This is a genomic window from Leclercia sp. 29361, from assembly GCF_011290365.1.
GTDB classification, from domain to species: Bacteria; Pseudomonadota; Gammaproteobacteria; order Enterobacterales; family Enterobacteriaceae; genus Enterobacter; species Enterobacter tamurae.
Genome location: NZ_CP049786.1, coordinates 3,123,712 through 3,146,884, shown reverse-complemented (window position 1 = coordinate 3,146,884; position 23,173 = coordinate 3,123,712). Strand labels below are relative to the sequence as shown.

Genomic DNA, 23,173 nt, shown 5'->3' with positions numbered 1-23,173 from the left:
GAAAATAATACTAGTTTAGTGAGGCAATGGAGCAGAAAAATGGAGGAAATATGGAAGACTGTCTGGAATTGTCTGGATTAGGGGCGACATTGCCGGGTGGCGGCTGCGCCTTACCCGGCCTACGGTTCGAGGGTTTTGCCGTTGTAGGCCGGGCAAGCGCAGCGCCGCCCGGCATTTCCACCTTAGCTGAAAACGACCTGCGCCCAACGGGCCAGACCGGCGGTGACGGAGCCAAAATCATCGCCCCCGGCAATCGGGATACCCGGCAACTGCTGCGCCAGCGCTTTTTTGATCAGCGGTGAACGGGCGCTACCGCCGGTGAGATAGATCACGTCCGGCTTTTCGTTGCCGTTATCCAGCGCCAGCTGCACCTGTTCCAGAATGCGCTGTAACGGTTGCGCCAGCGCCGCTTCCAGCCCCTGCTGGCTGATGGCTGTCGCCAGCTCATCGCTGATGAACGGCAGCGTTACGTCGTGCTCTGCGGCCTCCGAGAGCGCAATTTTGCTCTCTTCCGCGCTGCGCACGACGCGATAGCTCAGACGCTGACGCCACACTTTATGCAGCAGCGCCACTTTGTCGCCGTCCTGGGCGTCGCGCACCAGATCGTTAAGAAAACGTCCATTGGCGACGCTGTAGAAATCACTCTGGGCAGGCACATCGTTGATCGCCACGGCGTTCCACCACGGCAGGATCGGCAGGGCGGTGCCTTTTTCGGTCTGGCCGCCCATACCGAGCAGCGGCATCAGGCTCCGGAAGGCGAGGGCGATATCCAGGTCGTTACCGCCGATACGGCAGCCGCTGTGTCCCAGCAGGCTGGTTTCGCGATCCCGGCGCTGTTGCCATTGTGGGCCCATCAGCAGCAGCGAGCAGTCGGTGGTCCCGCCGCCGATATCGACGACCAGCACCCGTTTTTCACCGCTCAGGGTCGCTTCAAAATCGAGACCAGCAGCAACCGGCTCGTACTGGAACACCACGTCGCGGAACCCGGCACGCTGGGCGGCACGCTCGAGGATCCCCTGCGCCTGCTGGTTAGCCTCATCACCCCCCAGCCCCTGGAAGTTGATCGGACGGCCAATCACCGCCTGGGTGATCTCCTCCGTCAGCTGGGACTGCGCCTGCTGGCGAATATGCAGCATCATGGCGCAGACCAGATCTTCAAACAGCGCCACCTGCTGCGGCTTCAGGCCGCTGGCACCGAGGAAGGATTTCGGTGACTTAACGAAGTACACCTCCTCCGGGTCCTCAATATAGTGACCCAGCGACGACAGACCAAACTGCACGCTACCCGGGGTGACATCGATATCTTCGTCGCGGTTAAAGTTGACCGCGCGGCGCAGCAGCGCCTGCGTTTCCGTGCCGGTGGCCGGAACCTGGTGATGGCGGTACAGCCACTCACTCACCGCCTCGCGGGTCGGTGCGCAGAGCATCGACGGCAGCAGCGTGCTGTTATTTTCCATTTTCAGCAGCTGCGGCTGCCCGTTTTGCATTACTGCTACAGAGCAGTTGGCGGTGCCATAGTCAAATCCGATAAACACGTCAGCGTCCCCATGCCATTGAGAAGGGGCGAGACTTTAGCGAAATGTCAGGCTGGCGACAACAGGAATATGAAAGCAAGGCGCAACCCGCCATCTCCGTTTATGCTGAGACAGGACAACAAAAGGAGCGACGATGTTTACCCTCACCTGGCAGCCGCCCTATGACTGGCAATGGATGTTGAAATTTCTTGGCGATCGTGCGGTCGCCGGGATTGAAACCGTGACCGCCACCGACTACACCCGCAGCTTTGCCTGCCGGGGCTATCGGGGGCTGATCGAGGTTACGCCGCAGCCGCAGGCGGGCACGCTGGAGGTGGTGCTCAGCGACGGGCTGTTGCCGATTGCCGATCTCTGTCTGGAACGCATCACCCGCCTGTTCGATCTGCACTGCGATCCGCAGCAGATCGCCGCTACCCTCGGCACCCTCGGGGCCGCACGCCCCGGCCTGCGCCTGCCGGGTTCGATGGATACCTGGGAGCAGGGGGGGCGCGCCATCCTCGGGCAGCTGGTCAGCGTGGCGATGGCGGCGAAGCTGACCGCGAAGCTGGTGGCGCTGACGGGCGACCTCCTGCCGGAAGCGCCTGGCTATCGCTGCTTCCCGGAACCTGCCGCGGTGGCAGGGGCCGATCCGCTGGCGCTGAAGGCGCTGGGGATGCCGCTGAAGCGCGCGGAAGCGCTGATCCATCTGGCGCAGTCGGTGGTAGCAGGGGATTTCCCGGCGGAGGCACCGGAGGATATCGCCAGCGCGATAAAAGCGCTGCAGACCCGGCCGGGGATTGGCCGCTGGACGGCGAACTACTTTGCCCTGCGCGGCTGGCAGGCAAAAGATGTCTTTCTGGCGGATGACTATCTGATTAAGCAGCGTTTTGCCGGGATGACCCCGGCGCAAATCCGCCGCTATGCCGAACGCTGGCAGCCGTGGCGCTCGTACGCCCTGCTGCACATCTGGTACACCGACGGCTGGACGCCGTCAGTTGATGCCGAAATAACTGGTATTTAGCAGCAGTTCCAGCGGCTGCGGCTCACCGATGGTGTTGCCGAAGATATAGTCGATACCAATGCCGGAGAGGGTGTCCATCATGATCGGCTGGTTGCTCGGCCCGGCAATGGTCTTGATGCCCAGACGCTGGGCATGGCCCTGAATAATGGTCACCAGCATCTCATCCATCAGATTACCGTGGACGTTAATCACCAGCTCCGGATCGAGGAGCAGGTAATCGGCCATTTGCGCGCTCAGGTGGTTGAACACCTCCATATCGCGACCAACATGGCTCAGGATAATGCGGCATCCGGCCTGGCGCAGTTTATCCAGATTGTTGCGGGAGTGCTCATCCTCCAGCGTCAGCACGCTGACGTGCACCACCAGATGCAGCAGACGCGGCTGCAGCGGACTGGCGCTCAGCATCTCCAGCAGCTCATCCACCAGCGTGGCGCTGGCAAGACCGGCCATCGACAGCGGCAGGGCGACCCCGGTGCCTTTGCTGGTCAGTGGCGTGGCGAAATTGCGGAAAAACTCCTGCAGGATCCGTCTGTCGAGGGCGTGAATTAACTCAGGCTCCGCCAGTCCGGCCCGGAAGGCTTGCTCTTCCAGCATCTCGCCGTCGTTGGTCCACAGACGCAGGGCCAGCATCCAGAAGGTGCTGCTCTCGGGAACCCGCGGTGAGGCGACGCTGCGGGCGATCATCAGCAGATGATTGTCTTTGATCATATGCCACTGCTCGTCGAGGGAGATGGTGCCCGGCGCGTTGTGCATCCGTTCCTGCTGCGGCTCATACACCGTCACCACGCCGCGACCGTTATTTTTCGAGGAGTAGCAGGCGATATCGGCCTGCGACATCACCTCAGAGGCCTGATTGTTGCGCTCGTCGATCTGGGTGATCCCGGCGCTGGCACCGATCCGGTGCAGGCGGCCCTCCCACATAAAGTGATACTCGTTGATGGCGTCAATGATGCGACCCGCTATGTAGCGCGCGCTTTCGGTATTGCAGTCCGGCAGCAGCAGGCCGAACTCATCCCCGCCGAGGCGCGCCAGCATGTCGGTGGAGCGCAGCATGCTGAGCATCAGCGACGACAGCTCCCGCAGCAGGGCATCCCCCGCCGCGTGGCCGGCCGTGTCGTTGACCGCCTTAAAGCGGTCCAGATCGATAAACACCAGCGCGTGACGCTGACGGGTCTCCTGCACGGTATGTAACATCCGCTTGAGATAGGATTCGAAGCTGACGCGGTTCGCCAGGTGGGTGAGGGCATCGTGCGAGGCGTTGTAGCTCAGCTCGCGCAGCATTTTGCGCGACTCGGTGACGTCCTGAATGACCAGCACCGAGCCGATATTCTGTCCGTCGAGGGTGCTGAGCGGGGTAATGCTGTAGTGGATATCGTAGCTGCCGCCGTTGCGGCTGTGCAGCACCACGTCCTGTTCGATGTCGGTCCGGGACATATCCCCGCTGTGAATGTTCTCCATCAGCGGGCCGTTATCCCCGAAGGTAATATGCAGCACCGAGAGGATCGGTTGCCCCAGCGCATCCTGCTGCAGCCAGCCGCTCATCTTCTCCGCCACCGGGTTCATAAAGGTGACATTCATATTCACGTCGGTACAGAGCACCGCTTCACCGATGGAGTCGAGGGTAATATGCAGACGCTCTTTTTCCTGGAACAGCGCCTCATTCAGCTCCTTGACCTCGGTCATGTCCATATTGATGCCGAGCAGACGTTCCACTTCACCCTGTTTATTCAGCACCCGGTTCGCCAGGGCGCGGATATGGCGAATACCGTCTTTCACCCGGATACGGAACTCCAGCTTGAACGGAATGCGTGCTGCCAGCGAATCGCGCACCACCTGTTCTGCCAGGGCGCGATCTTCCGGCAGCATGCACTCGTGCCACAGCTGCCAGGTGGGTTTTACGTGGGCCGGGACTTCGTACATCTCGAACATACGCTTGTCCCAGCTGATGACGTTAGGTTTGACGTCCCACTCCCAGATGCCGATCCCGCCCGCTTCGTTGGCCAGGGTAATACGCTCCATCAGGCGCTTATTGACCCATTCGGTATGCTTGAGATCGTTAATGTCTTCGATCTGGGCGATAAAGTAGAGCGGCGTGCCGTCGGCGTGACGCACCAGCGACACCGCCAGCAGCGCCCAGACCACCTCTCCATTACGGGTGTAGTAACGTTTCTCCAGCGAGTAGCTGTTGATTTCGCCCTTTAACAGCTGGTCCAACTGCTCCAGGTCGCTTTCCAGATCTTCCGGCCAGGTTAACTGCTGGAAGTTAAGGGCGCGCAGCTCTGACTGGCTGTAGCCGAGGAACTGACACAGGGCTTTATTGGCCTGCAGCCACTGGCCGTCGGTGCTGACCAGCGCCATGCCGATGACGGAATACTCCATCGCATTGCGGAAGCGCTCTTCGCTCTCGGTAATGTGCTTGCGCTCTGCGCGGAACGCGTACATCACCATGGTCATGACGTTGGCGGGCAGCAGCATCATCAGGAACGGCAGCCAGGGGGCGTTGATCATCACGCTGGCATTTTGCGTCACCAGCGAGGTGGGATTTTTGGCGATCATTAACGACACCATCATCACCGTGACGAGGAAGACCAGGAAGGCTTCCAGGCGCGGGAGACGCACGGCGCTCCACATCAGCAGAACAATAATGGCCGTAAACGGCCACGGCAGAAACTGCAGGGCGATCCAGCTCAGGATCAGCGTTACCACCATGGTCAGCAGCGTTTCGAACAGCAGGCGCGGATTGCGGTGACGCAGAAGATAGTGCGGTTTGAACAGCAGGCCTAACGGCACCAGCGCCAGCGAGCCGATGGACTCCGACAGCACCCAGACCAGAAAACTGCGCACGGGCTCGTCGTTTGGCACCAGCAGATAAATCAGCACTCCGCCCAGCAGGGGAGGGATCACGGCGCTCCCGATGGCCAGACGGATCCAGTCTCCGAGGTTCTGCAGAGGATTGTAGCTGGGGAGCAGTTTACGCAGCAGCAGGGCCCCGACGAAGGCCTCTGCGATGTTGATGCCGGCGAACCACAGGTTGAGCGACTCCCAGGAGAAGATCAGCCCGGAGGCACAGATGTTACCGAGGGTGCAGGCGAGGGCGATCCCGGGCCACATCTTCCCGGCGTGACGATAAAACGCCACCATCATAATGGCGGTCGGGAACCATAAAGGTGCCAGAAATGTTCCGAAACGTGTTAGTTCAAGCGAGAAAAGAGTGAAGATGAAGGTAACCAGACCAAGACTGACAAGCCGTAGTAAAGGATGTGGCGTAGTTACCAAAACGCGCTGGTATTTTTTATTCATTACCGCTTTATCCGAAGACGCCATGCCGCCAGGAGCCAACTCCGGACGAATTCATTTCTAATTTGAATCATGCTAGTACAAACAATTTACAATTAATATGGTAGGCGCTCATAATTTGACATCACAGAGTTATTAAATACTTATCCTGCAAAGATTTCATCCTGGGTGCTGAAAAAGTGAGCGGGAAAATTTATGGCAGGGACGATCCGCCTGGACTTTGAACCCGTCTCGCATAACATTTCTATTCGACTGGTATCAGGCCCGTGAAATCCCTATAATTGCCGCGTTTGACGCTCAGGCGTCGTCCTTCCTTACATCCAGGTTACTCAATTTATGACTGATAAGTCTCATCAGTGCGTCATTATAGGCATCGCCGGCGCATCGGCTTCAGGTAAAAGTCTCATTGCCAGTACGCTTTACCGTGAATTACGTGAACAGGTCGGTGATGAGCACATCGGTGTCATTCCAGAAGACAGCTACTACAAAGATCAAAGCCATCTGTCGATGGAAGAGCGTGTTAAGACCAACTATGACCATCCCAGCGCGATGGATCACAGCCTGTTATTCCAGCACCTTCAGGCCCTGAAGAACGGCACCGCCATTGAGCTGCCGGTGTATAGCTATGTTGAACACACCCGTCTGCAGGAAACCGTTCGCATTGCCCCGAAAAAGGTCATCATCCTCGAAGGGATCCTGCTGCTGACCGACGCCCGTCTGCGCGAGTCGATGAACTTCTCGATTTTTGTCGATACCCCGCTGGATATCTGCCTGATGCGCCGCATCAAACGTGACGTGAACGAACGCGGCCGCTCCATGGATTCGGTCATGGCGCAGTACCAGAAAACGGTACGCCCAATGTTCCTGCAGTTCATTGAGCCTTCCAAACAGTATGCCGATATCATCGTGCCGCGCGGGGGTAAAAACCGCATTGCCATTGATATTCTGAAAGCGAAAATCAGCCAGTTTTTTGAATAACACGCGCGAATTGTGTACCGTTCAAAGATAATCGGGTTCGCCCTCCGGCTTTGTTGGCCAGAGGGCGCGATGCACCAAAGGAGAAAGTGGCATGCGTCTTTGTGACCGAGATATTGAAGCCTGGCTGGACGAAGGCCGTCTGACCATCACCCCGCGCCCGCCGGTCGAGCGGATTAACGGCGTCACCGTCGATGTGCGTCTGGGGAATAAGTTTCGTACCTTCAGCGGTCATACCGCGCCCTTTATCGACCTGAGCGGGCCGAAAGATGAAGTCAGCGCGGCACTTGATCGGGTGATGAGCGATGAAATCGTGCTGGCCGATGGCGATGCGTTTTACCTGCACCCGGGTGAACTGGCGCTGGCGGTCACCTTTGAGTCGATCACCCTGCCGGCAGATCTGGTGGGCTGGCTCGACGGGCGCTCCTCTCTGGCGCGTCTGGGGCTGATGGTGCACGTCACCGCGCACCGTATCGATCCCGGCTGGTCCGGGCGGATCGTGCTGGAATTCTTCAACGCGGGTAAACTGCCGCTGGCGCTGCGCCCGGGCATGATGATCGGCGCGTTGAGCTTTGAGCCGTTAACCGGTCCGGCGGCCCGTCCGTATAACGCCCGCCAGGATGCAAAATATCGCGACCAGCAGGGTGCGGTCGCCAGTCGTATTGATAAAGACTGAGCTTAAATCCGGTCCATTGAGGAAGCCATGAGAAGAGTTCTGACAACGCTGATGATTTTGCTGGTGGTGCTGGTTGCTGGCCTGTCAGCGTTGGTTCTGCTGGTCAACCCCAATGACTTCCGCGCCTACATGGTGCGTCAGGTCGAGGTCCGCAGCGGGTATGCGTTGAAGCTGGAGGGGCCGCTGCGCTGGCACGTCTGGCCACAGCTGAGCATCCTCTCCGGGCGCATGTCCCTTACCGCGCCGGGAGCGTCGGTGCCGCTGGTGGCTGCCGACAATATGCGCCTCGACGTGGCGTTGATGCCGCTGTTTTCGCATCAGCTGCAGGTCAATGAGGTGATGCTCAAAGGGGCGGTGATCCAGCTGACCCCGCAGTCTGAGGCGGTGCGTAACGCCGATGCGCCGGTGGCCCCGCGTGAGAACACCCTCCCGGATAAAGCGGAAGATGCCGGCTGGTCATTCGATATTGGCCGCCTGAAGGTGGCGGACAGCCTGCTGGTGTTCCAGCACGAAGGTGCCGAGCAGGTCACGGTGCGCAATATCAACCTGCAGATGGAGCAGGATGAACACCACAAAGGCAAGATCGACTTCAGCGGCCGCATTAACCGCAATCAGCGCGATTTGAAGCTTTCCCTCGCCGCCAATGTGAACGCCTCTGACTATCCGCACCTGCTGAGCGCTGAGATCCAGCAGCTGAGCTGGCAACTGACCGGCGTGGATCTGCCTGCACAGGGCATCAGCGGCCAGGGTACTTTGCAGGCGCAGTGGCGTGAAGAGCAGAAGCAGCTTGAACTCAATCAACTCAATTTACAGGCCAATGACAGCGCGATGACCGGCCAGGCCAGCGTGATCCTTGGCAGCGAACCGCAATGGAACATGAACCTGCAGTTCGACAATCTTAATCTGGAAAACCTGCTCCCGGCCCAGGCCGCCGCGGCCGCCGACGGCGAGGCGGTGCAGCAGGGGCAAACGCAGGCCAAACCTCAGCGCCCGGTGATCTCCTCCAACCTGGAGCAGCCCGATTACAACGGCCTGCGCGGCTTTAGCGCCGATATCCTGCTGAAAGCCAACAGCGTGCACTGGCGGGGTATGGACTTCAGCCAGGTCAGCAGCCAGATGACCAACAAGAACGGCCTTCTGACCATTGCTGAGCTGAGCGGTAAAATGGGAGAAGGGCATATCTCTTTACCCGGCACGCTCGACGTGCGTAAAGCGGTCGCCCGGTCCTCTTTCCAGCCGCGTCTGGATAATATTGAGATCGGCACCATTCTGAAGGCCTTTAACTACCCGATTTCGCTCACCGGTAGCCTGACCATGGCCGGTGATTTTTCGGGCAGCAAGATTGACGCCGACGCCTTCCGTCACCACTGGCAGGGCCAGGCCCATCTGGAAATGCAGAACACCCGCATGGAAGGGCTTAACTTCCAGCAGCTGGTGCAGCAGGCGGTGGAGCGTAGCAGCAACGTGAAGGTAAAAGAGAACGTCGATAACGCGACCCGTCTGGACAGCTTTGTCACCGACCTGAGCCTCAACGAAGGGCAGGTGACGCTGAATGGTATGCAGGGTGAATCGCCCATGCTGACGCTCGAAGGTAACGGGAGTCTGGATCTGATCAAAGAGACGGCCGACACCCGCTTCAAAATCCGCGTGCTGGAGGGTTGGCTGGGTGAAAGCAGGCTAATCGATTTCCTGAAAACCACGCCGATCCCGCTGAACGTCTACGGCAACTGGCAGGCGCTCAACTACAGCCTGCAGGTGGATCAGCTGCTGCGTAAACATCTTCAGGATGAGGCGAAACGTCGTCTTAGTGGTTGGGCGGAGAAGAACAAAGATTCGCAGAACGGCAAAGATGTGAAGAAGTTACTGGATAAGCTTCAGTAAGCGCTTTTTCCCCTCACCCTAACCCTCTCCCCAGAGGGGAGAGGGAACAGTCTGGTGCGGTCTTATAGACTGAACTCGATCGTGTTTTCTCCCTCTCCCCAGAGGGGAGAGGGAACAGTCTGGTGTGGTCTTATAGACTGAACTCGATCGTGTTTTCTCCCTCGCCCCTACGGGGACATCATGAACACTTGTTCGGGGACATGGTAGACACTTACAACTGAGGCATAAGAACCCGTTTATGGAGTCGCTTATGCCGTGGGATGCGAGAGATACCATGTCATTACGTACCGAGTTTGTATTGTTTGCCTCGCAGGACGGGGCGAACATCCGCGCGCTGTGCCGTCACTACGGCATCTCACCTGCCACCGGCTACAAGTGGCTTCGACGCTGGGCTGAGGACGGTTTATCCGGCCTTCAGGATCGTCCCCGCACGCCCCGTCATTCCCCGAACCGTTCATCAGACGACATTGCTGACCTGCTGCGCATGGCCCATGCCCGTCATGAACGCTGGGGCGCCCGCAAGATCAAGCGCTGGCTGGAAGACTAGGGGCACCGTATGCCCACCTTCAGCACCGTCCATAACCTGATGGCCCGCCACGGCCTGCTGCCGGGTGCGGCGCCGGGCGTTCCGGCCACAGGCCGGTTCGAACATGACGCCCCGAACCGGCTCTGGCAGATGGATTTCAAGGGCCACTTTCCCTTCGGCGGCGGGCGCTGCCATCCGCTCACCCTGCTGGATGACCACTCCCGTTTTTCCCTGTGCCTGATGCACTGCCCCGATGAACGGCGTGAGACCGTGCAGCAGCAGCTGGTCAGGGTGTTCGAACGCTACGGCCTGCCGGACCGGATGACGATGGACAACGGCGCCCCCTGGGGCGACACCACCGGCACCTGGACGGCGCTCGAACTGTGGCTGATGCGCCAGGGGATCCGGGTGGGCCACTCGCGGCCTTACCACCCGCAGACCCAGGGCAAGCTGGAGCGTTTTCACCGCAGCCTGAAGGCGGAAGTCCTGCAGGGTAAGTGGTTCGCGGACAGCAGCGAGCTGCAGCGCGCCTTCGACCACTGGCGGACGGTCTATAACCTCGAACGGCCCCATGATGCGCTGGATATGGCGGTTCCGGCCTCGCGCTACCAGCCGTCCGCGCGGCAGTACCGCAGCCACACCACACCGCCGGAATACGACGGGGGCGTGATGGTCAGGAAGGTGGATATCAGCGGGAAGCTGAGCGTGAAGGGTATCAGTCTGAGCGCAGGCAAGGCGTTCAGGGGCGAGCAGGTCGGGCTGAGGGAGATGCAGGAGGACGGTTGTTACGAGGTGTGGTGGTACAGCACGAAAGTGGGGGTGATCGACCTGAAGAAAAAGTCGATCACCATGGGTAAAGGATGTTAAAAAGTGTTCACCATGTCCCCGAACACCTGTCTACCATGTCCCCGGACCGTACACCCCGGAGGGGAGAGGGAACAGTCTGGTGCGGTCTTATAGACTGAACTCGATCGTGTTTTCTCCCTCGCCCCTATGGGGAGAGGGCGGGGTGAGGGGAACGCATCACAACTCGTAATCCACATCATCCTGCGTCATCAGCGGGATCAGCTGTACCTTCTGCACCCGGTGGTTTTCCACCTCCAGGGTTTTCAGCGCATAATCTCCCACCTGAACCTCTTCCCCCGGCTGCGGGATCCGTTGCAGATACTCCATCAACAGACCGGCAATGGTATGGTATTCGCGCTTATCGTCCAGCGGCAGCGGTACGTACTGCACCAGATCCTCCAGCGGCATATGGCCGTTGGCGGTCCAGCTGCCGTCAGCATTCTTCTGAATATCGTGCCGGGCGTCGATCTCCTCCACTTCGTTCGGCAGATTACCGGCGATGGTCTCCATCACGTCGCTGAGCGTCACGATCCCCTCTACAGAACCAAACTCATCCACCACGAAGGCGAAATGGGTCCGCGCGTTGCGGAACTGCTCCAGGGCCTGCAGCAGCGGCAGCACTTCCGGGAACACCAGCGGCTGGCGGATCAGCACCCGCAGGTTAAGCGGCTCGCCGCGCAGCTGCTGATTGAGCAGATCGATAACGTGCACCACGCCCAGCAGCTCCTCCTCCTGCTCCCCGCCGGTGACCACAATGCGGGTGTGCTGGTTTTTATCCAGCAGCGCACGAATGGTGCTCTCGGGCGTGTTCAGGTCGATATGTTCAATATCGTGGCGCGAAGTCATGATGCTGCTCACCGAGCGCTGGTTAAGATGCAGCACCCGCTCAATCATCCTGCGCTCCTGCGGGGCAAAGATCGGGCTGTTGTCATGGTCGGCCAGCAGCGAAGCCGTCTGCGCATCCAGCTCGGCATCCTCCTTTTTACCGCTCAGCAGGCGAATAACCGTGTCGGCGGTGCGCTGGCGCAGGGTCTGATTGGCAGAGAGGAAGCGGCGGCGGTTGAAGATGGCTAGCTGGTTCAGCGCCTCAATAATTACCGAGAAGCCAATCGCGGCGTACAGATAGCCTTTCGGAATGTGGAAGCCAAAACCGTCTGCCACCAGGCTAAAGCCGATCATCAGCAGGAAGCTCAGGCATAAAATTACAATCGTTGGGTGATCGTTGACGAAGCGGGTGAGCGCCTTGCTGGCCATTACCATCAGGGCAATGGCGATAATCACCGCGGCCATCATCACCCCAAGGTGATCGACCATCCCCACGGCGGTGATCATTGAATCCAGGGAGAAGACGGCGTCCAGCACCACGATTTGTGCCACCACAGCCCAGAATTTGGCCCCGCGCCGCTGGGTGGGGTTCTCGCTGTCCTTGCCTTCCAGCCTTTCGTTAAGCTCCATGGTGGCTTTGAAGATCAGGAAAAAGCCCCCAAAGAGCATGATCAGATCGCGGGCGCTAAAGCCAAATCCGTGGACGGTAAACAGCGGGCGGGTGAGCGTCACCAGCCAGGAGATAGAGGCCAACAGCAGCAGGCGCATCACCATCGCCATTAACAGGCCGGTGATGCGGGCGCGGTCGCGCTGAGCAGGGGGCAGTTTTTCGGCGAGAATAGCGATAAAGACCAGGTTATCGATACCGAGCACAAGTTCCAGCACCACCAGGGTGACCAGCCCGGCCCATATTGATGGATCTGCTATCCATTCCATAGTGTGAGTAATACCTTTTGTTATATGACAATTGTCACATTTCGATCATGGATACTGCACCTGAAAAATGCAATGCCAGCCGGGCATTTATCTGTACAGATTTTACTGAATCATGGTGGAAATAAACCCTGCGCTCTGTGGGTTAATATTGTGAATAGTCTGTATTATCGCAAAATAAGAAATATCGCAGGTCAAAGTGCTTCCTTCAATAAAGTCAATATCAAGCTATTCCTAAAAATGCAGAAGTGTGGCCGTTAATATTAATCTTAAAAGCCACGCCTTCGTTGATGTTTCCTTGCCTGCTATTCCGTTAGCTGCAACAATTCTTTCAGCATCAAATTGCGCTGTGTTTTGCTGCTATTTCTGTATCGGTTTAATGACATGAAAAACTTATATCGGGTTCGGAATTATCCGGCCTTTTATATTTTTCGTTATGCCGTGCCAAAGAGGGTGTTTACTCATAACGTACTGTTTAAACAGTAGATTGGTAACTGAAAGCCAAGGGCGGTAGCGTGCCTGAAAGCGTGTTAATCAGCCTCGATTATTCTGTCAATAGTCTGAATGCAAATAAGCCTCTTTTAGGACTGATGCCAGTTATATTTCACTTTTATTGACTGCATGCTAAAAGTAATACGCCTACGCGCTTATTTAAATGCACAGGATAATTACTCTTCCATAGTGATAAATAATCAATGATGAAATCCAAAATGAAATTGATGCCATTATTGGTGTCTGTGACCTTGATGAGTGGTTGTACGGTCTTTCCCGGCAGCAATATGTCAACATCGGGCAAGGATGTGATTAAACAGCAGGATGCTGATTTTGATATCAACCGCATGGTGAATGTTTATCCAATGACCCCGCAGCTGGTTGAACAATTACGCCCCCGCCCGGTTGTCGCACGGCCGAATGTCGACCTCGAGCAGGAGATCGCCAGCTACCAGTACCGCGTGGGGCCTGGAGATGTCATCAACGTTACCGTCTGGGATCACCCGGAGCTAACCACCCCGGCGGGGCAGTATCGTAGCTCCAGCGATGCCGGTAACTGGGTTCAGTCGGATGGCACCATGTTCTATCCCTATGTCGGCAAAATACGTGTTGCCGGCAAAACGCTCTCCCAGATTCGTAGTGATATTACCGGCCGTTTAGCGCAGTACATCGCCGATCCGCAGGTGGACGTTAATATCGCCGCATTCCGTTCACAGAAAGTCTATGTCTCCGGCCAGGTGAATAAATCTGGCCAGCAGCCGATCACCAACGTGCCGCTGACGGTGCTCGACGCCATCAACGCCGCGGGCGGGCTCACCGATGGCGCCGACTGGCGCAATGCGGTGCTGACCCATAAAGGTAAAGAGGAGCGTATCTCCCTGCAGGCGCTGATGCAGAACGGCGACCTGAGCCAGAACCGTCTGCTCTATCCAAGTGACATCCTGTTTGTGCCGCGCAATGACGACCTGAAAGTGTTCGTGATGGGCGAAGTGAAGAAACAGAGCACCCTCAAGATGGACTTCAGCGGTATGACCCTGACCGAAGCGCTGGGCAACGCGGAAGGGCTGGATATGAGCACCTCCGACGCCAGCGGCATCTTCGTGATCCGTCCGATCACCGGAAATGGTGGGAAGGGCAAGATTGCCAACGTCTACCAGCTGGATATGTCTGATGCGACCTCGCTGGTGATGGCAACCGGGTTCCGCCTCCAGCCATATGACGTGGTCTACGTCACCACCGCGCCGATTACGCGCTGGAACCGTGTGATGAACCAGCTGATGCCGACCATCAACAATATCCATACCATGACCGACACGGTACATCAGTACCACAACTGGTGATAACGATGTTTAACAAAATTCTGGTGGTTTGTGTGGGGAACATCTGCCGTTCCCCCACCGCTGAGCGGCTTTTAAAACAGTACCAGCCACAGCTGACCGTCGCGTCAGCCGGGCTGGGCGCGCTGGTCGGCAAAGGGGCCGATGAGCGCGCAAGTCAGGTCGCGGCAGAGCATCAGCTTTCGCTCGACGGGCATTGCGCCCGTCAGGTGACAGCCAGCCTGTGCCGGGACTACGACCTGATCCTCGCTATGGAAAAACGCCACATCCACGCCCTGTGCGATATCGCACCGGAGATGCGCGGCAAGGTGATGCTCTTTGGTCACTGGGACAATGAGCGTGAGATCCCCGATCCGTATCGCAAAAGCCATGAAGCGTTTGAGGCGGTTTACACCTTACTCGACCAGTCTGCCCGCCAGTGGGCACAGGCACTGAACGTTCAGCAGGGATAATAATGACAGCAAACGTAAAACCTTCTTCCTCCCCGAGTGCGGGCGGTGATGAGATTGATATTGGTCGCCTGATCGGCACCGTGGTCGAGGCGCGCTGGTGGGTGATAGGCATCACCGCGGTATTTGCCGTTGCGGCGGTGATTTACACCCTCTTCGCCACGCCGATCTACAGCGCCGATGCGCTGGTACAAATCGAGCAGAACAGCGGCAGCTCGCTGGTGCAGGACATTGGTTCAGCGCTGGCGAATAAGCCGCCCGCCTCGCAGGCGGAAATTGAGCTGATCCAGTCCCGCCTGGTATTGGGTAAAACCGTGGACGATCTGGATCTCGACATCGGCGTCAGCAAAAACACCTTCCCGGTGTTTGGCGCGGGCTGGGACCGGTTGATGGGCCGTCAGAACGACACCGTCAAAGTCACCACCTTTACCCTGCCTGCCGGGGGAGCAAGTCAGGTCTTCACCCTCGAGGTGCTGGGCAAAGATCAGTATGAACTCACCAGCGACGCCGGGTTTAGCGCCCGCGGCAAGGTGGGGGAGATACTGACTAAAGACGGCGTGAGCATGATGGTTAGCGCCATTCATGCCCAGAGCGGCAGCGAGTTCACCGTCAGCAAATTCTCGATGCTGGGAATGATCAATAACCTGCAGGGCAACCTGACGGTCACCGAAACCGGGAAAGATACCGGGGTGCTGAGTCTGACCTTTACCGGGGAAGACAAAGACAAAATCCGCGACATTCTCAACAGCATCACCCGCAACTACCAGGCGCAGAACGTAAAGCGCAAGTCGGAAGAGGCGTCAAAAAGTCTCGACTTCCTTGCCAAACAGCTCCCGGAAGTGCGCGGTCATCTGGATGAAGCCGAGAACAAGCTCAACGCCTTCCGCCAGGATAAAGATTCCGTTGACCTGCCGCTGGAAGCGAAGTCGGTGCTGGATTCGATGGTCAACATCGACGCCCAGCTCAACGAGCTGACCTTTAAAGAGGCGGAAATTTCCAAGCTCTACACCAAACGTCACCCTGCCTACCGCACGCTGCTGGAGAAACGCCAGACCCTGGAAGAGGAAAAAGCGAAGCTCAATGGCCGCGTCACCGCGATGCCAAAAACCCAGCAGGAGATCCTGCGTCTGACCCGCGACGTGGAGTCCGGTCAGCAGGTCTATATGCAGCTACTGAACAAACAGCAGGAGCTGAAGATCACCGAAGCGAGCACCGTGGGCGACGTGCGAATTGTCGATCCGGCCATCACCCAGCCCGGCGTGCTGAAGCCGAAGAAGGCGCTGATTATTCTCGGCAGCATTATTCTCGGCCTGATGCTCTCCATCGTTGGCGTGCTGCTGCGCTCCCTGTTTAACCGTGGGATCGAAAGCCCGCAGGTGCTGGAAGAGCACGGTATCAACGTCTACGCCAGCATCCCGCTCTCCGAGTGGCAGAAGTCCCGTGACAGCGTCAAAACCACTAACGGGGTTAAACGCTACAAACAGAGCCAGCTGCTGGCAGTCGGTAACCCAACGGATCTGGCCATCGAAGCCATTCGTAGCCTGCGCACCAGCCTGCACTTCGCCATGATGCAGGCCAGCAACAACGTGCTGATGCTCTCCGGGGTCAGCCCGTCCATCGGGAAAACCTTCGTCTGCGCCAACCTCGCGGCGGTGGTCAGCCAGACCAACAAGCGCGTGCTGCTGATCGACTGCGATATGCGTAAGGGCTACACCCACGAACTGCTGGGCACCAATAACGTTAACGGTCTGTCGGAGATCCTGCTCGGCAAGGGCGATATCACCCAGTGCGCGAAACCGACCTCCGTGCCTAACTTCGACCTGGTCTCCCGCGGGCAGGTGCCGCCGAACCCGTCGGAACTGCTGATGAGCGAGCGCTTCACCCAACTGGTGAAGTGGGCCAGCGAGAATTATGACCTGGTAATCATCGATACCCCACCAATCCTGGCGGTCACCGATGCGGCAATCGTGGGTCGCCACGCGGGCACCACGCTGATGGTGGCACGTTATGCGGTTAACACCCTGAAAGAGGTCGAAACCAGCCTCAGCCGCTTCGAGCAGAACGGCATTCCGGTGAAAGGGGTGATCCTCAACTCCATCTTCCGCCGTGCCGCTGGTTATCAGGATTACGGGTATTACGAGTACGAATATAAGTCGGACAGCAAGTAATGAGCCATTCGGGGAATACCATGACAACACGCCCTTTGATTTCTATCTATATGCCGACATGGAACCGTCAGCAGCTGGCGATCCGTGCGATAAAGTCGGTATTGCGCCAGGATTACGACCACTGGGAGCTGATCATCGTCGATGATTGCTCCTCCTCCTGGGAACAGCTGCAGCAGTTTGTCACTGACCTGAACGATCCGCGGGTGGTCTACACCCACAACGCCATCAACTCCGGTGCCTGCGCGGTACGCAATCAGGCGATCCTGCAGGCCAACGGTCAGTACCTGACCGGTATTGATGACGACGATGAGTGGACGCCGAACCGGCTCTCGACCTTCCTGGCTCATCAGCATCATCTGGTGACCCATGCGTTCCTGTATGCCAACGACTATGTCTGCGAGGGGGAGGTTTACTCCCAACCCGCCAGTCTGCCGCTGTACCCGAAATCACCTTACTCGCGCCGCCTGTTCTACAAGCGCAACATCATCGGCAATCAGGTCTTTACCTGGGCATGGCGCTTCAAGGAGTGCCTGTTCGATACCGAACTGAAGGCCGCCCAGGACTACGACATCTTCCTGCGGATGGTGGTGGAGTATGGCGAGCCGTGGAAGGTGGACGAGGCGACGCAGATCCTGCACATCAACCATGGCGAGATGCAGATCACCTCCTCACCGAAAAAGTTCTCAGGCTACTTCCACTTCTACCGCAAGCATCGGGACAAGTTCGATCGCGCCAGCCGCAAGTATCAGCTGTTTACCCTGTATCAGATCCGCAATAAGCGCATGAACTGGCGCACGCTGCTGACGCTGATCTCGGTGCGCAACGGTAAGCGTCTGGCTGACGGACTGCGGGGGAAATAATGGTGCTGGAAGATTGTCGCGCAAACAGCTGGAGCCTGCGCCCCTGCTGCATGGTGCTGGCCTACCGGGTGGCCCATTTCTGCTCCGTCTGGCGCAAAAAGAACGTCCTCAATAACCTGTGGGCGGCCCCGGTGCTGGTGCTGTACCGCATCATCACCGAGTGCTTCTTCGGCTATGAAATCCAGGCCGCGGCCACCATCGGACGGCGCTTTACCATTCACCACGGCTATGCCGTGGTGATCAATAAATTCGTGGTTGCCGGGGATGATTTTACCATCCGCCACGGCGTGACCCTTGGCAACCGCGGTCCGGACAGCCTTGCCTGCCCGGTGATTGGCAATAACGTTGAGCTGGGCGCCAACGTGGTGATGATTGGTGATATCACCGTAGGCAATAACGTCACCATCGGAGCCGGGAGCGTAGTGCTCGACAGCATCCCGGACAACGCGCTGGTGGTGGGCGAGAAGGCCCGGGTGAAGGTGATCAAATGAATATTCTGCAATTTAACGTGCGTCTCGCCGAGGGCGGGGCGGCAGGGGTGGCGCTGGATCTGCACCAGCGCGCGCTGCAAAAAGGGCTTCAGTCGCGCTTTATCTACGGCTACGGCAAGGGCGGCAAGAAGAGCGTCAGCCACGACCGCTATCCGCAGGTGGTGAAACATACCCCGCGTCTGACCTCGGTGGCGAATATTGCCCTGTTCCGTCTCTTTAACCGCGATCTGTTCGGCAACCTTAACAGCCTGTATCGCACCGTGACCCGCACCGCGGGCCCGGTAGTGCTGCATTTTCACGTCCTGCACAGCTACTGGCTGAAGCTGGAGGAGGTCGTGGCCTTCTGCGAGAAAGTGCAGGCGCACAAACCCGATACCACGTTCGTCTGGACCCTGCACGATCACTGGAGCGTCACCGGCCGCTGCGCCTTTACCGACGGCTGCGAAGGCTGGAAAGAGAATTGCCAGAAGTGCCCGACGCTCGGCAACTATCCTCCGGTGAAGGTGGATCGCGCTCATCAGCTGGTGGCCGGTAAACGTCAGCTGTTCCGCGACATGCTGGCGCTCGGCTGCCAGTTCATCTCCCCCAGCCAGCACGTGGCCGATGCGTTTAACTGCCTGTACGGGGCAGGGCGCTGCCGAATCATCAACAACGGCATCGACGTGGCCACTGAAGAGATTCTGGCCGAGCTGACCCCGGTCGCCGTGACGCCGGGCAAACCGAAAATCGCGGTAGTGGCCCACGACCTGCGCTACGACGGCAAAACCAACCAGCAGCTGGTGCGCCAGATCATGGCCCTCGGGGACAAAATCGAACTGCACACCTTCGGGAAGTTTTCGCCCTTTGACGGTGCCAACGTGATCAATCACGGCTTCGAAACCGACAAGCGCAAGCTGATGAGCGCCCTGAACGGCATGGATGCGCTGGTGTTCAGCTCCCGGGTGGATAACTACCCGCTGATCCTGTGCGAAGCGCTCTCCATCGGCGTGCCGGTGATCGCTACCCACAGCGACGCGGCGCGGGAAGTGCTGGAGAAATCAGGGGGGAAAACCTTCACGGAAAACGAGGTACTGCCGCTGGTGCAGCTGTCGAAAGCGGAGATCGCTCAGGCCGTTTTTGGCACTGACCTGGAATCGTTCCGCACCCGCAGCCGTCAGGCCTACAGTGGACAACAGATGCTGGAGGAGTATGTCTCGTTCTATCAGAATCTGTAGCTATCTGCTGCTGCCGCTGGTCTACCTGCTGGTCAACGTCAAAATTGCCCAGCTGGGTGAGAGCTTCCCCATCACCATCGTGACCTTCTTACCGCTGCTGCTGTTGCTGTTTGTCGACAAGATCAGCGTGAAAAAGCTGATGATTGCCCTGGGGTTGGGGGTGGGGCTGACGGCCTTTAACTACATCTTTGGTCAGTCGCTGGACGCCAGCAAATATGTCACCTCCACGATGCTGTTCGTCTATATCGTGATCATTATCGGGATGGTGTGGAGTATTCGCTTTAAAACCATCTCGCCGCACAATTATCGGAAGATCCTCAGGTTCTTTTATCTGGTCATCGGCATCATTGTGACGATAGCGGCGCTGGAGATGGCGCAAATTATTTTGACAGGCGGCAGTAGCCTGATGGAAATAATTTCGAAATATCTTATTTACAGTAATAGCTATGTACTGAATTTCATTAAATTTGGCGGCAAGCGTACGACGGCACTCTATTTCGAACCGGCATTCTTTGCTCTGGCGTTAATCTCAATTTGGCTCAGCATCAAACAGTTTGGTATCAAAACGCCCAAGAGCGATGCTATGATTCTTGCAGGAATAGTCCTGTCAGGATCGTTCTCCGGGGTAATGACCTTTATCCTGTTTTACCTTCTTGAGTGGGCGTTTCAGTATCTGAATAAAGAGGCGATCAAGAAAAAGTTACCTTTAGCGATCATTTCATTGTCGGTGTTCCTTGTCGGGGTGGTATTTGCCTTCCCGTATATTTCCGAACGCCTGGGTGATTTGGGGACCGAAGGATCGTCATCTTATTATCGTATTATCGGTCCGCTGGTGATGGTGGGTTACTCTTTAACCCATATTGATGGCGTAGTCAGATTCGGCTCACTTTACGAATATGTCGCATCATTCGGAATCTTTAACGGTGCGGACGTCGGAAAAACCATAGACAATGGCCTGTATCTGCTGATTATTTATTTTTCGTGGTTCGCAGTGTTATTAACGGCGTGGTATCTGTTCAAAGTTTTCAAAATGACGATCAGCGCTTTCGGTGATAATCAGAATTTTCGCGTACAGCTTTATCTTTTTACGCCGGTGTCGCTGTTTTTTACCGGGTCAATATTTAGCCCGGAATACGCATTCTTAATTGTTTGCCCGTTTATTTTGCGCAAGGCGCTTAATATTACGCATTCATAACGAGGTGGTTTATGTTACTCAGCGTTATTACTGTTGCCTTCCGTAATCTTGACGGCGTGGTAAAAACCTGGCGTTCGCTGCGCAACCTGGCCCGCGATCCCAGCCTCAGTTTTGAATGGATTGTGGTGGATGGCGGTTCCAACGACGGCACGGCAGAATTTCTCGAAAAACTGAACGGTGAGTTCAACTTACGTTACGTCAGCGAGAAAGACCGCGGTATCTACGATGCCATGAATAAAGGCATCGACATGGCGCAGGGTCGCTACGCGATCTTCCTCAACTCTGGCGACATTTTTCATGACGATGTGGCGCAGTTTGTACGCCAGCTCGGCGACGTGCAGGGTAACGCCATGATCCTCGGCGATGCGTTACTCGATTTTGGTGACGGAAATAAAGTGCGCCGGGCGGCGAAACCGGGCTGGTATATTTACCACAGCCTGCCGGCCAGCCATCAGGCGATTTTCTTTCCCGTCAGCGGATTAAAAACGTACCCGTACGATCTGCAGTACCGCGTCTCGTCGGATTACGCCCTGACCGCCAGAATGTATAAAGCCGGTTATCCGTTTAAACGTCTCCCGGGGCTGGTATCTGAATTCTCGATGGGCGGCGTGTCAACCTCGAATAATCTTGAATTATGCCAGGATGCCAAAAAAGTGCAGCGCGAAATATTGCGCATGCCGGGTGTGCTCGCGGAATTGTCTTATTTATTGCGTCTAAAAACGACCGGTAAAACAAAAGCCTTATATAACAAAGCCTGAATATAAGGAAACACGATGCAGGAATTAAGTGGCTTCTCTGTGCCAAAAGGATTTCGTGGCGCAGGCGGTATTAAGGTGCAGTTATGGTGGGCAGTTCAGGCGACGTTATTTGCCTGGTCGCCGCAAATAATGTACCGCTGGCGCGCCTTTTTATTACGTCTGTTTGGCGCAAAAATCGGAAAAAACGTAGTGATTCGCCCGTCGGTAAAAATTACTTACCCGTGGAAATTAACCTTAGGGGATAACGCCTGGGTGGGTGACGAGGCGGTGTTATATACGCTGGGTGATATTTCGATTGGCGCCAATTCGGTGGTGTCGCAGAAGTGTTATCTCTGCACCGGCAGTCACGATTATATGAGTCAACATTTTGATATTAATGCGCAGCCCATCACCCTGGGTGAGAAATGCTGGCTGGCGACCGATGTCTTTGTCGCGCCCGGTGTTTCCATTGGCGATGGCACCGTTGTTGGTGCGCGCAGCAGTGTTTTTAAATCGCTTCCGGCAAATAAGCTTTGCCGTGGCAATCCCGCAGTGGTGATACGCGAACGCGTTGAAACTGAATAACTTCTGATAAGTCTGGAGAAAATAAACATGTCTAAAGTCGCTCTCATCACCGGCGTTACCGGACAGGATGGTTCTTATCTGGCGGAACTCCTGCTGGAAAAAGGCTACGAAGTGCACGGAATCAAACGTCGTGCCTCCTCGTTTAACACCGAGCGCGTGGATCATATCTACCAGGATCCACATGCAGCAAACCCGAAATTCCACCTGCACTACGGTGACCTGACCGACAGCTCCAACCTGACCCGTATTCTGCAGGAAGTGCAGCCGGATGAGGTTTACAACCTGGGCGCGATGAGCCACGTAGCGGTCTCCTTCGAATCCCCGGAATACACCGCCGACGTGGATGCCATGGGTACCCTGCGTCTGCTGGAAGCCATTCGCTTCCTCGGTCTGGAGAAGAAGACCCGTTTCTATCAGGCGTCTACCTCCGAGCTGTATGGCCTGGTGCAGGAGATCCCGCAGAAAGAGACCACGCCGTTCTACCCGCGCTCTCCGTATGCTGTGGCTAAAATGTACGCCTACTGGATCACCGTGAACTACCGCGAGTCCTACGGCATCTACGCCTGTAACGGTATTCTGTTCAACCACGAATCCCCGCGCCGCGGCGAAACCTTCGTGACCCGTAAAATCACCCGCGCCATCGCCAACATTGCTCAGGGTCTGGAATCCTGCCTGCACCTCGGCAACATGGACTCCCTGCGTGACTGGGGCCACGCCAAAGACTATGTGAAAATGCAGTGGATGATGCTGCAGCAGGAAAAACCAGAAGACTTCGTCATCGCCACCGGCGTGCAGTACTCCGTGCGTCAGTTCGTTGAGATGGCGGCAGCCCAGCTGGGTATCAAACTGCGCTTCGAAGGTACCGGCGTGGAAGAGAAGGGTATCGTGGTCTCCGTGACCGGCCATGACGCACCGGGCGTGAAGCCGGGCGATGTGATTGTCCAGGTTGACCCGCGCTACTTCCGTCCTGCTGAGGTGGAAACCCTGCTCGGCGACCCAAGCAAAGCGCACGAAAAACTGGGCTGGAAGCCGGAAATCACCCTCCAGGAGATGGTGTCAGAGATGGTTGCCCACGATCTTGAAGCGGCGAAGAAACACTCCCTGCTCAAGTCCCATGGCTACGAGGTTGCCATCGCGCTGGAGTCCTGAGT

The 23,173-nt window shown here is 57.1% G+C and carries 17 protein-coding genes and 1 pseudogene; 15 read left to right on the top strand and 3 right to left on the bottom strand.

The genetic code is table 11. The features are described 5' to 3' along the window. Positions 1–182 precede the first annotated feature (182 nt). A complete protein-coding gene (yegD, locus tag G7090_RS15115; protein WP_106993510.1) occupies positions 183–1,535 on the bottom strand; it encodes a molecular chaperone in 1,353 nt (450 codons plus the stop codon). Between the two features lie 133 nt (positions 1,536–1,668). On the opposite strand from yegD, the gene alkA reads away from it, so the two are divergent. Then, on the top strand, positions 1,669–2,535 hold the full coding sequence (gene alkA, locus G7090_RS15110; protein WP_166182949.1) for a DNA-3-methyladenine glycosylase 2: 867 nt from the start codon (positions 1,669–1,671) through the stop codon (positions 2,533–2,535). Here alkA and G7090_RS15105 read toward each other — a convergent pair. Continuing rightward, positions 2,506–5,835, bottom strand: a complete 3,330-nt coding sequence (locus tag G7090_RS15105; protein WP_166182948.1) for a diguanylate cyclase — start codon at positions 5,833–5,835, stop codon at positions 2,506–2,508. The genes alkA and G7090_RS15105 overlap by 30 nt on opposite strands. A gap of 333 nt (positions 5,836–6,168) precedes the next feature. Here G7090_RS15105 and udk point away from each other — a divergent pair, with 333 nt between their 5' ends. From udk to G7090_RS15085, 4 genes and pseudogenes are all read left to right on the top strand, one after another. Continuing rightward, entirely contained in the window at positions 6,169–6,810 is a 642-nt protein-coding gene (gene udk, locus G7090_RS15100) for a uridine kinase (RefSeq protein WP_032612454.1), read from the top strand. A gap of 91 nt (positions 6,811–6,901) precedes the next feature. Then, on the top strand, positions 6,902–7,483 hold the full coding sequence (dcd, locus tag G7090_RS15095; RefSeq protein ID WP_106993508.1) for a dCTP deaminase: 582 nt from the start codon (positions 6,902–6,904) through the stop codon (positions 7,481–7,483). 27 nt (positions 7,484–7,510) lie between these two features. Continuing rightward, the gene (gene asmA / locus G7090_RS15090) at positions 7,511–9,364 is read left to right on the top strand and encodes an outer membrane assembly protein AsmA (RefSeq protein WP_166182947.1); all 1,854 of its coding nucleotides are present in this window, start codon (positions 7,511–7,513) and stop codon (positions 9,362–9,364) included. A gap of 238 nt (positions 9,365–9,602) precedes the next feature. Further along, a pseudogene (locus tag G7090_RS15085) lies at positions 9,603–10,757 on the top strand (IS481 family transposase). 156 nt (positions 10,758–10,913) lie between these two features. Here the strand turns inward: G7090_RS15085 and G7090_RS15080 are convergent. After that, positions 10,914–12,497, bottom strand: coding sequence for a TerC family protein (locus G7090_RS15080; RefSeq protein ID WP_166182946.1), 1,584 nt, complete (start codon positions 12,495–12,497; stop codon positions 10,914–10,916). Between the two features lie 692 nt (positions 12,498–13,189). On the opposite strand from G7090_RS15080, the gene G7090_RS15075 reads away from it, so the two are divergent. Genes G7090_RS15075 through gmd form a run of 10 tightly spaced genes read left to right on the top strand, consistent with a single transcriptional unit; the run spans position 13,190 to position 23,171 of the window. Then, on the top strand, positions 13,190–14,326 hold the full coding sequence (locus tag G7090_RS15075; protein ID WP_166182945.1) for a polysaccharide export protein: 1,137 nt from the start codon (positions 13,190–13,192) through the stop codon (positions 14,324–14,326). A 5-nt stretch (positions 14,327–14,331) separates the two neighbouring features. After that, positions 14,332–14,775 carry a low molecular weight protein-tyrosine-phosphatase Wzb gene (wzb, locus tag G7090_RS15070; RefSeq protein WP_106993504.1) on the top strand — a complete coding sequence of 148 codons (444 nt, stop codon included), beginning with the start codon at positions 14,332–14,334 and terminating at the stop codon, positions 14,773–14,775. Positions 14,776–14,777: 2 nt separating this feature from the next. Continuing rightward, entirely contained in the window at positions 14,778–16,940 is a 2,163-nt protein-coding gene (gene wzc, locus G7090_RS15065; RefSeq protein WP_166182944.1) for a tyrosine-protein kinase Wzc, read from the top strand. A gap of 20 nt (positions 16,941–16,960) precedes the next feature. Continuing rightward, positions 16,961–17,800, top strand: a complete 840-nt coding sequence (gene wcaA / locus G7090_RS15060; protein ID WP_106993567.1) for a colanic acid biosynthesis glycosyltransferase WcaA — start codon at positions 16,961–16,963, stop codon at positions 17,798–17,800. A gap of 2 nt (positions 17,801–17,802) precedes the next feature. Next, positions 17,803–18,291: a colanic acid biosynthesis acetyltransferase WcaB gene (gene wcaB, locus G7090_RS15055; RefSeq protein ID WP_103792230.1), complete on the top strand. Its 489-nt coding sequence runs from the start codon at positions 17,803–17,805 to the stop codon at positions 18,289–18,291. After that, positions 18,288–19,505, top strand: a complete 1,218-nt coding sequence (gene wcaC / locus G7090_RS15050; RefSeq protein ID WP_166182943.1) for a colanic acid biosynthesis glycosyltransferase WcaC — start codon at positions 18,288–18,290, stop codon at positions 19,503–19,505. The genes wcaB and wcaC overlap by 4 nt, the downstream gene beginning before the upstream one ends. After that, positions 19,480–20,700 carry a colanic acid polymerase WcaD gene (gene wcaD, locus G7090_RS15045; RefSeq protein WP_166185382.1) on the top strand — a complete coding sequence of 407 codons (1,221 nt, stop codon included), beginning with the start codon at positions 19,480–19,482 and terminating at the stop codon, positions 20,698–20,700. Before wcaC ends, wcaD begins: the two co-directional genes overlap by 26 nt. 11 nt (positions 20,701–20,711) lie before the next feature. Beyond that, positions 20,712–21,458, top strand: coding sequence for a colanic acid biosynthesis glycosyltransferase WcaE (gene wcaE / locus G7090_RS15040; RefSeq protein ID WP_106993500.1), 747 nt, complete (start codon positions 20,712–20,714; stop codon positions 21,456–21,458). A gap of 15 nt (positions 21,459–21,473) precedes the next feature. Continuing rightward, complete coding sequence (gene wcaF / locus G7090_RS15035; RefSeq protein ID WP_166182942.1) at positions 21,474–22,022, top strand: colanic acid biosynthesis acetyltransferase WcaF; 549 nt, start codon at positions 21,474–21,476, stop codon at positions 22,020–22,022. A 27-nt stretch (positions 22,023–22,049) separates the two neighbouring features. Next, positions 22,050–23,171 carry a GDP-mannose 4,6-dehydratase gene (gmd, locus tag G7090_RS15030; RefSeq protein ID WP_106993498.1) on the top strand — a complete coding sequence of 374 codons (1,122 nt, stop codon included), beginning with the start codon at positions 22,050–22,052 and terminating at the stop codon, positions 23,169–23,171. Positions 23,172–23,173 lie beyond the last annotated feature (2 nt).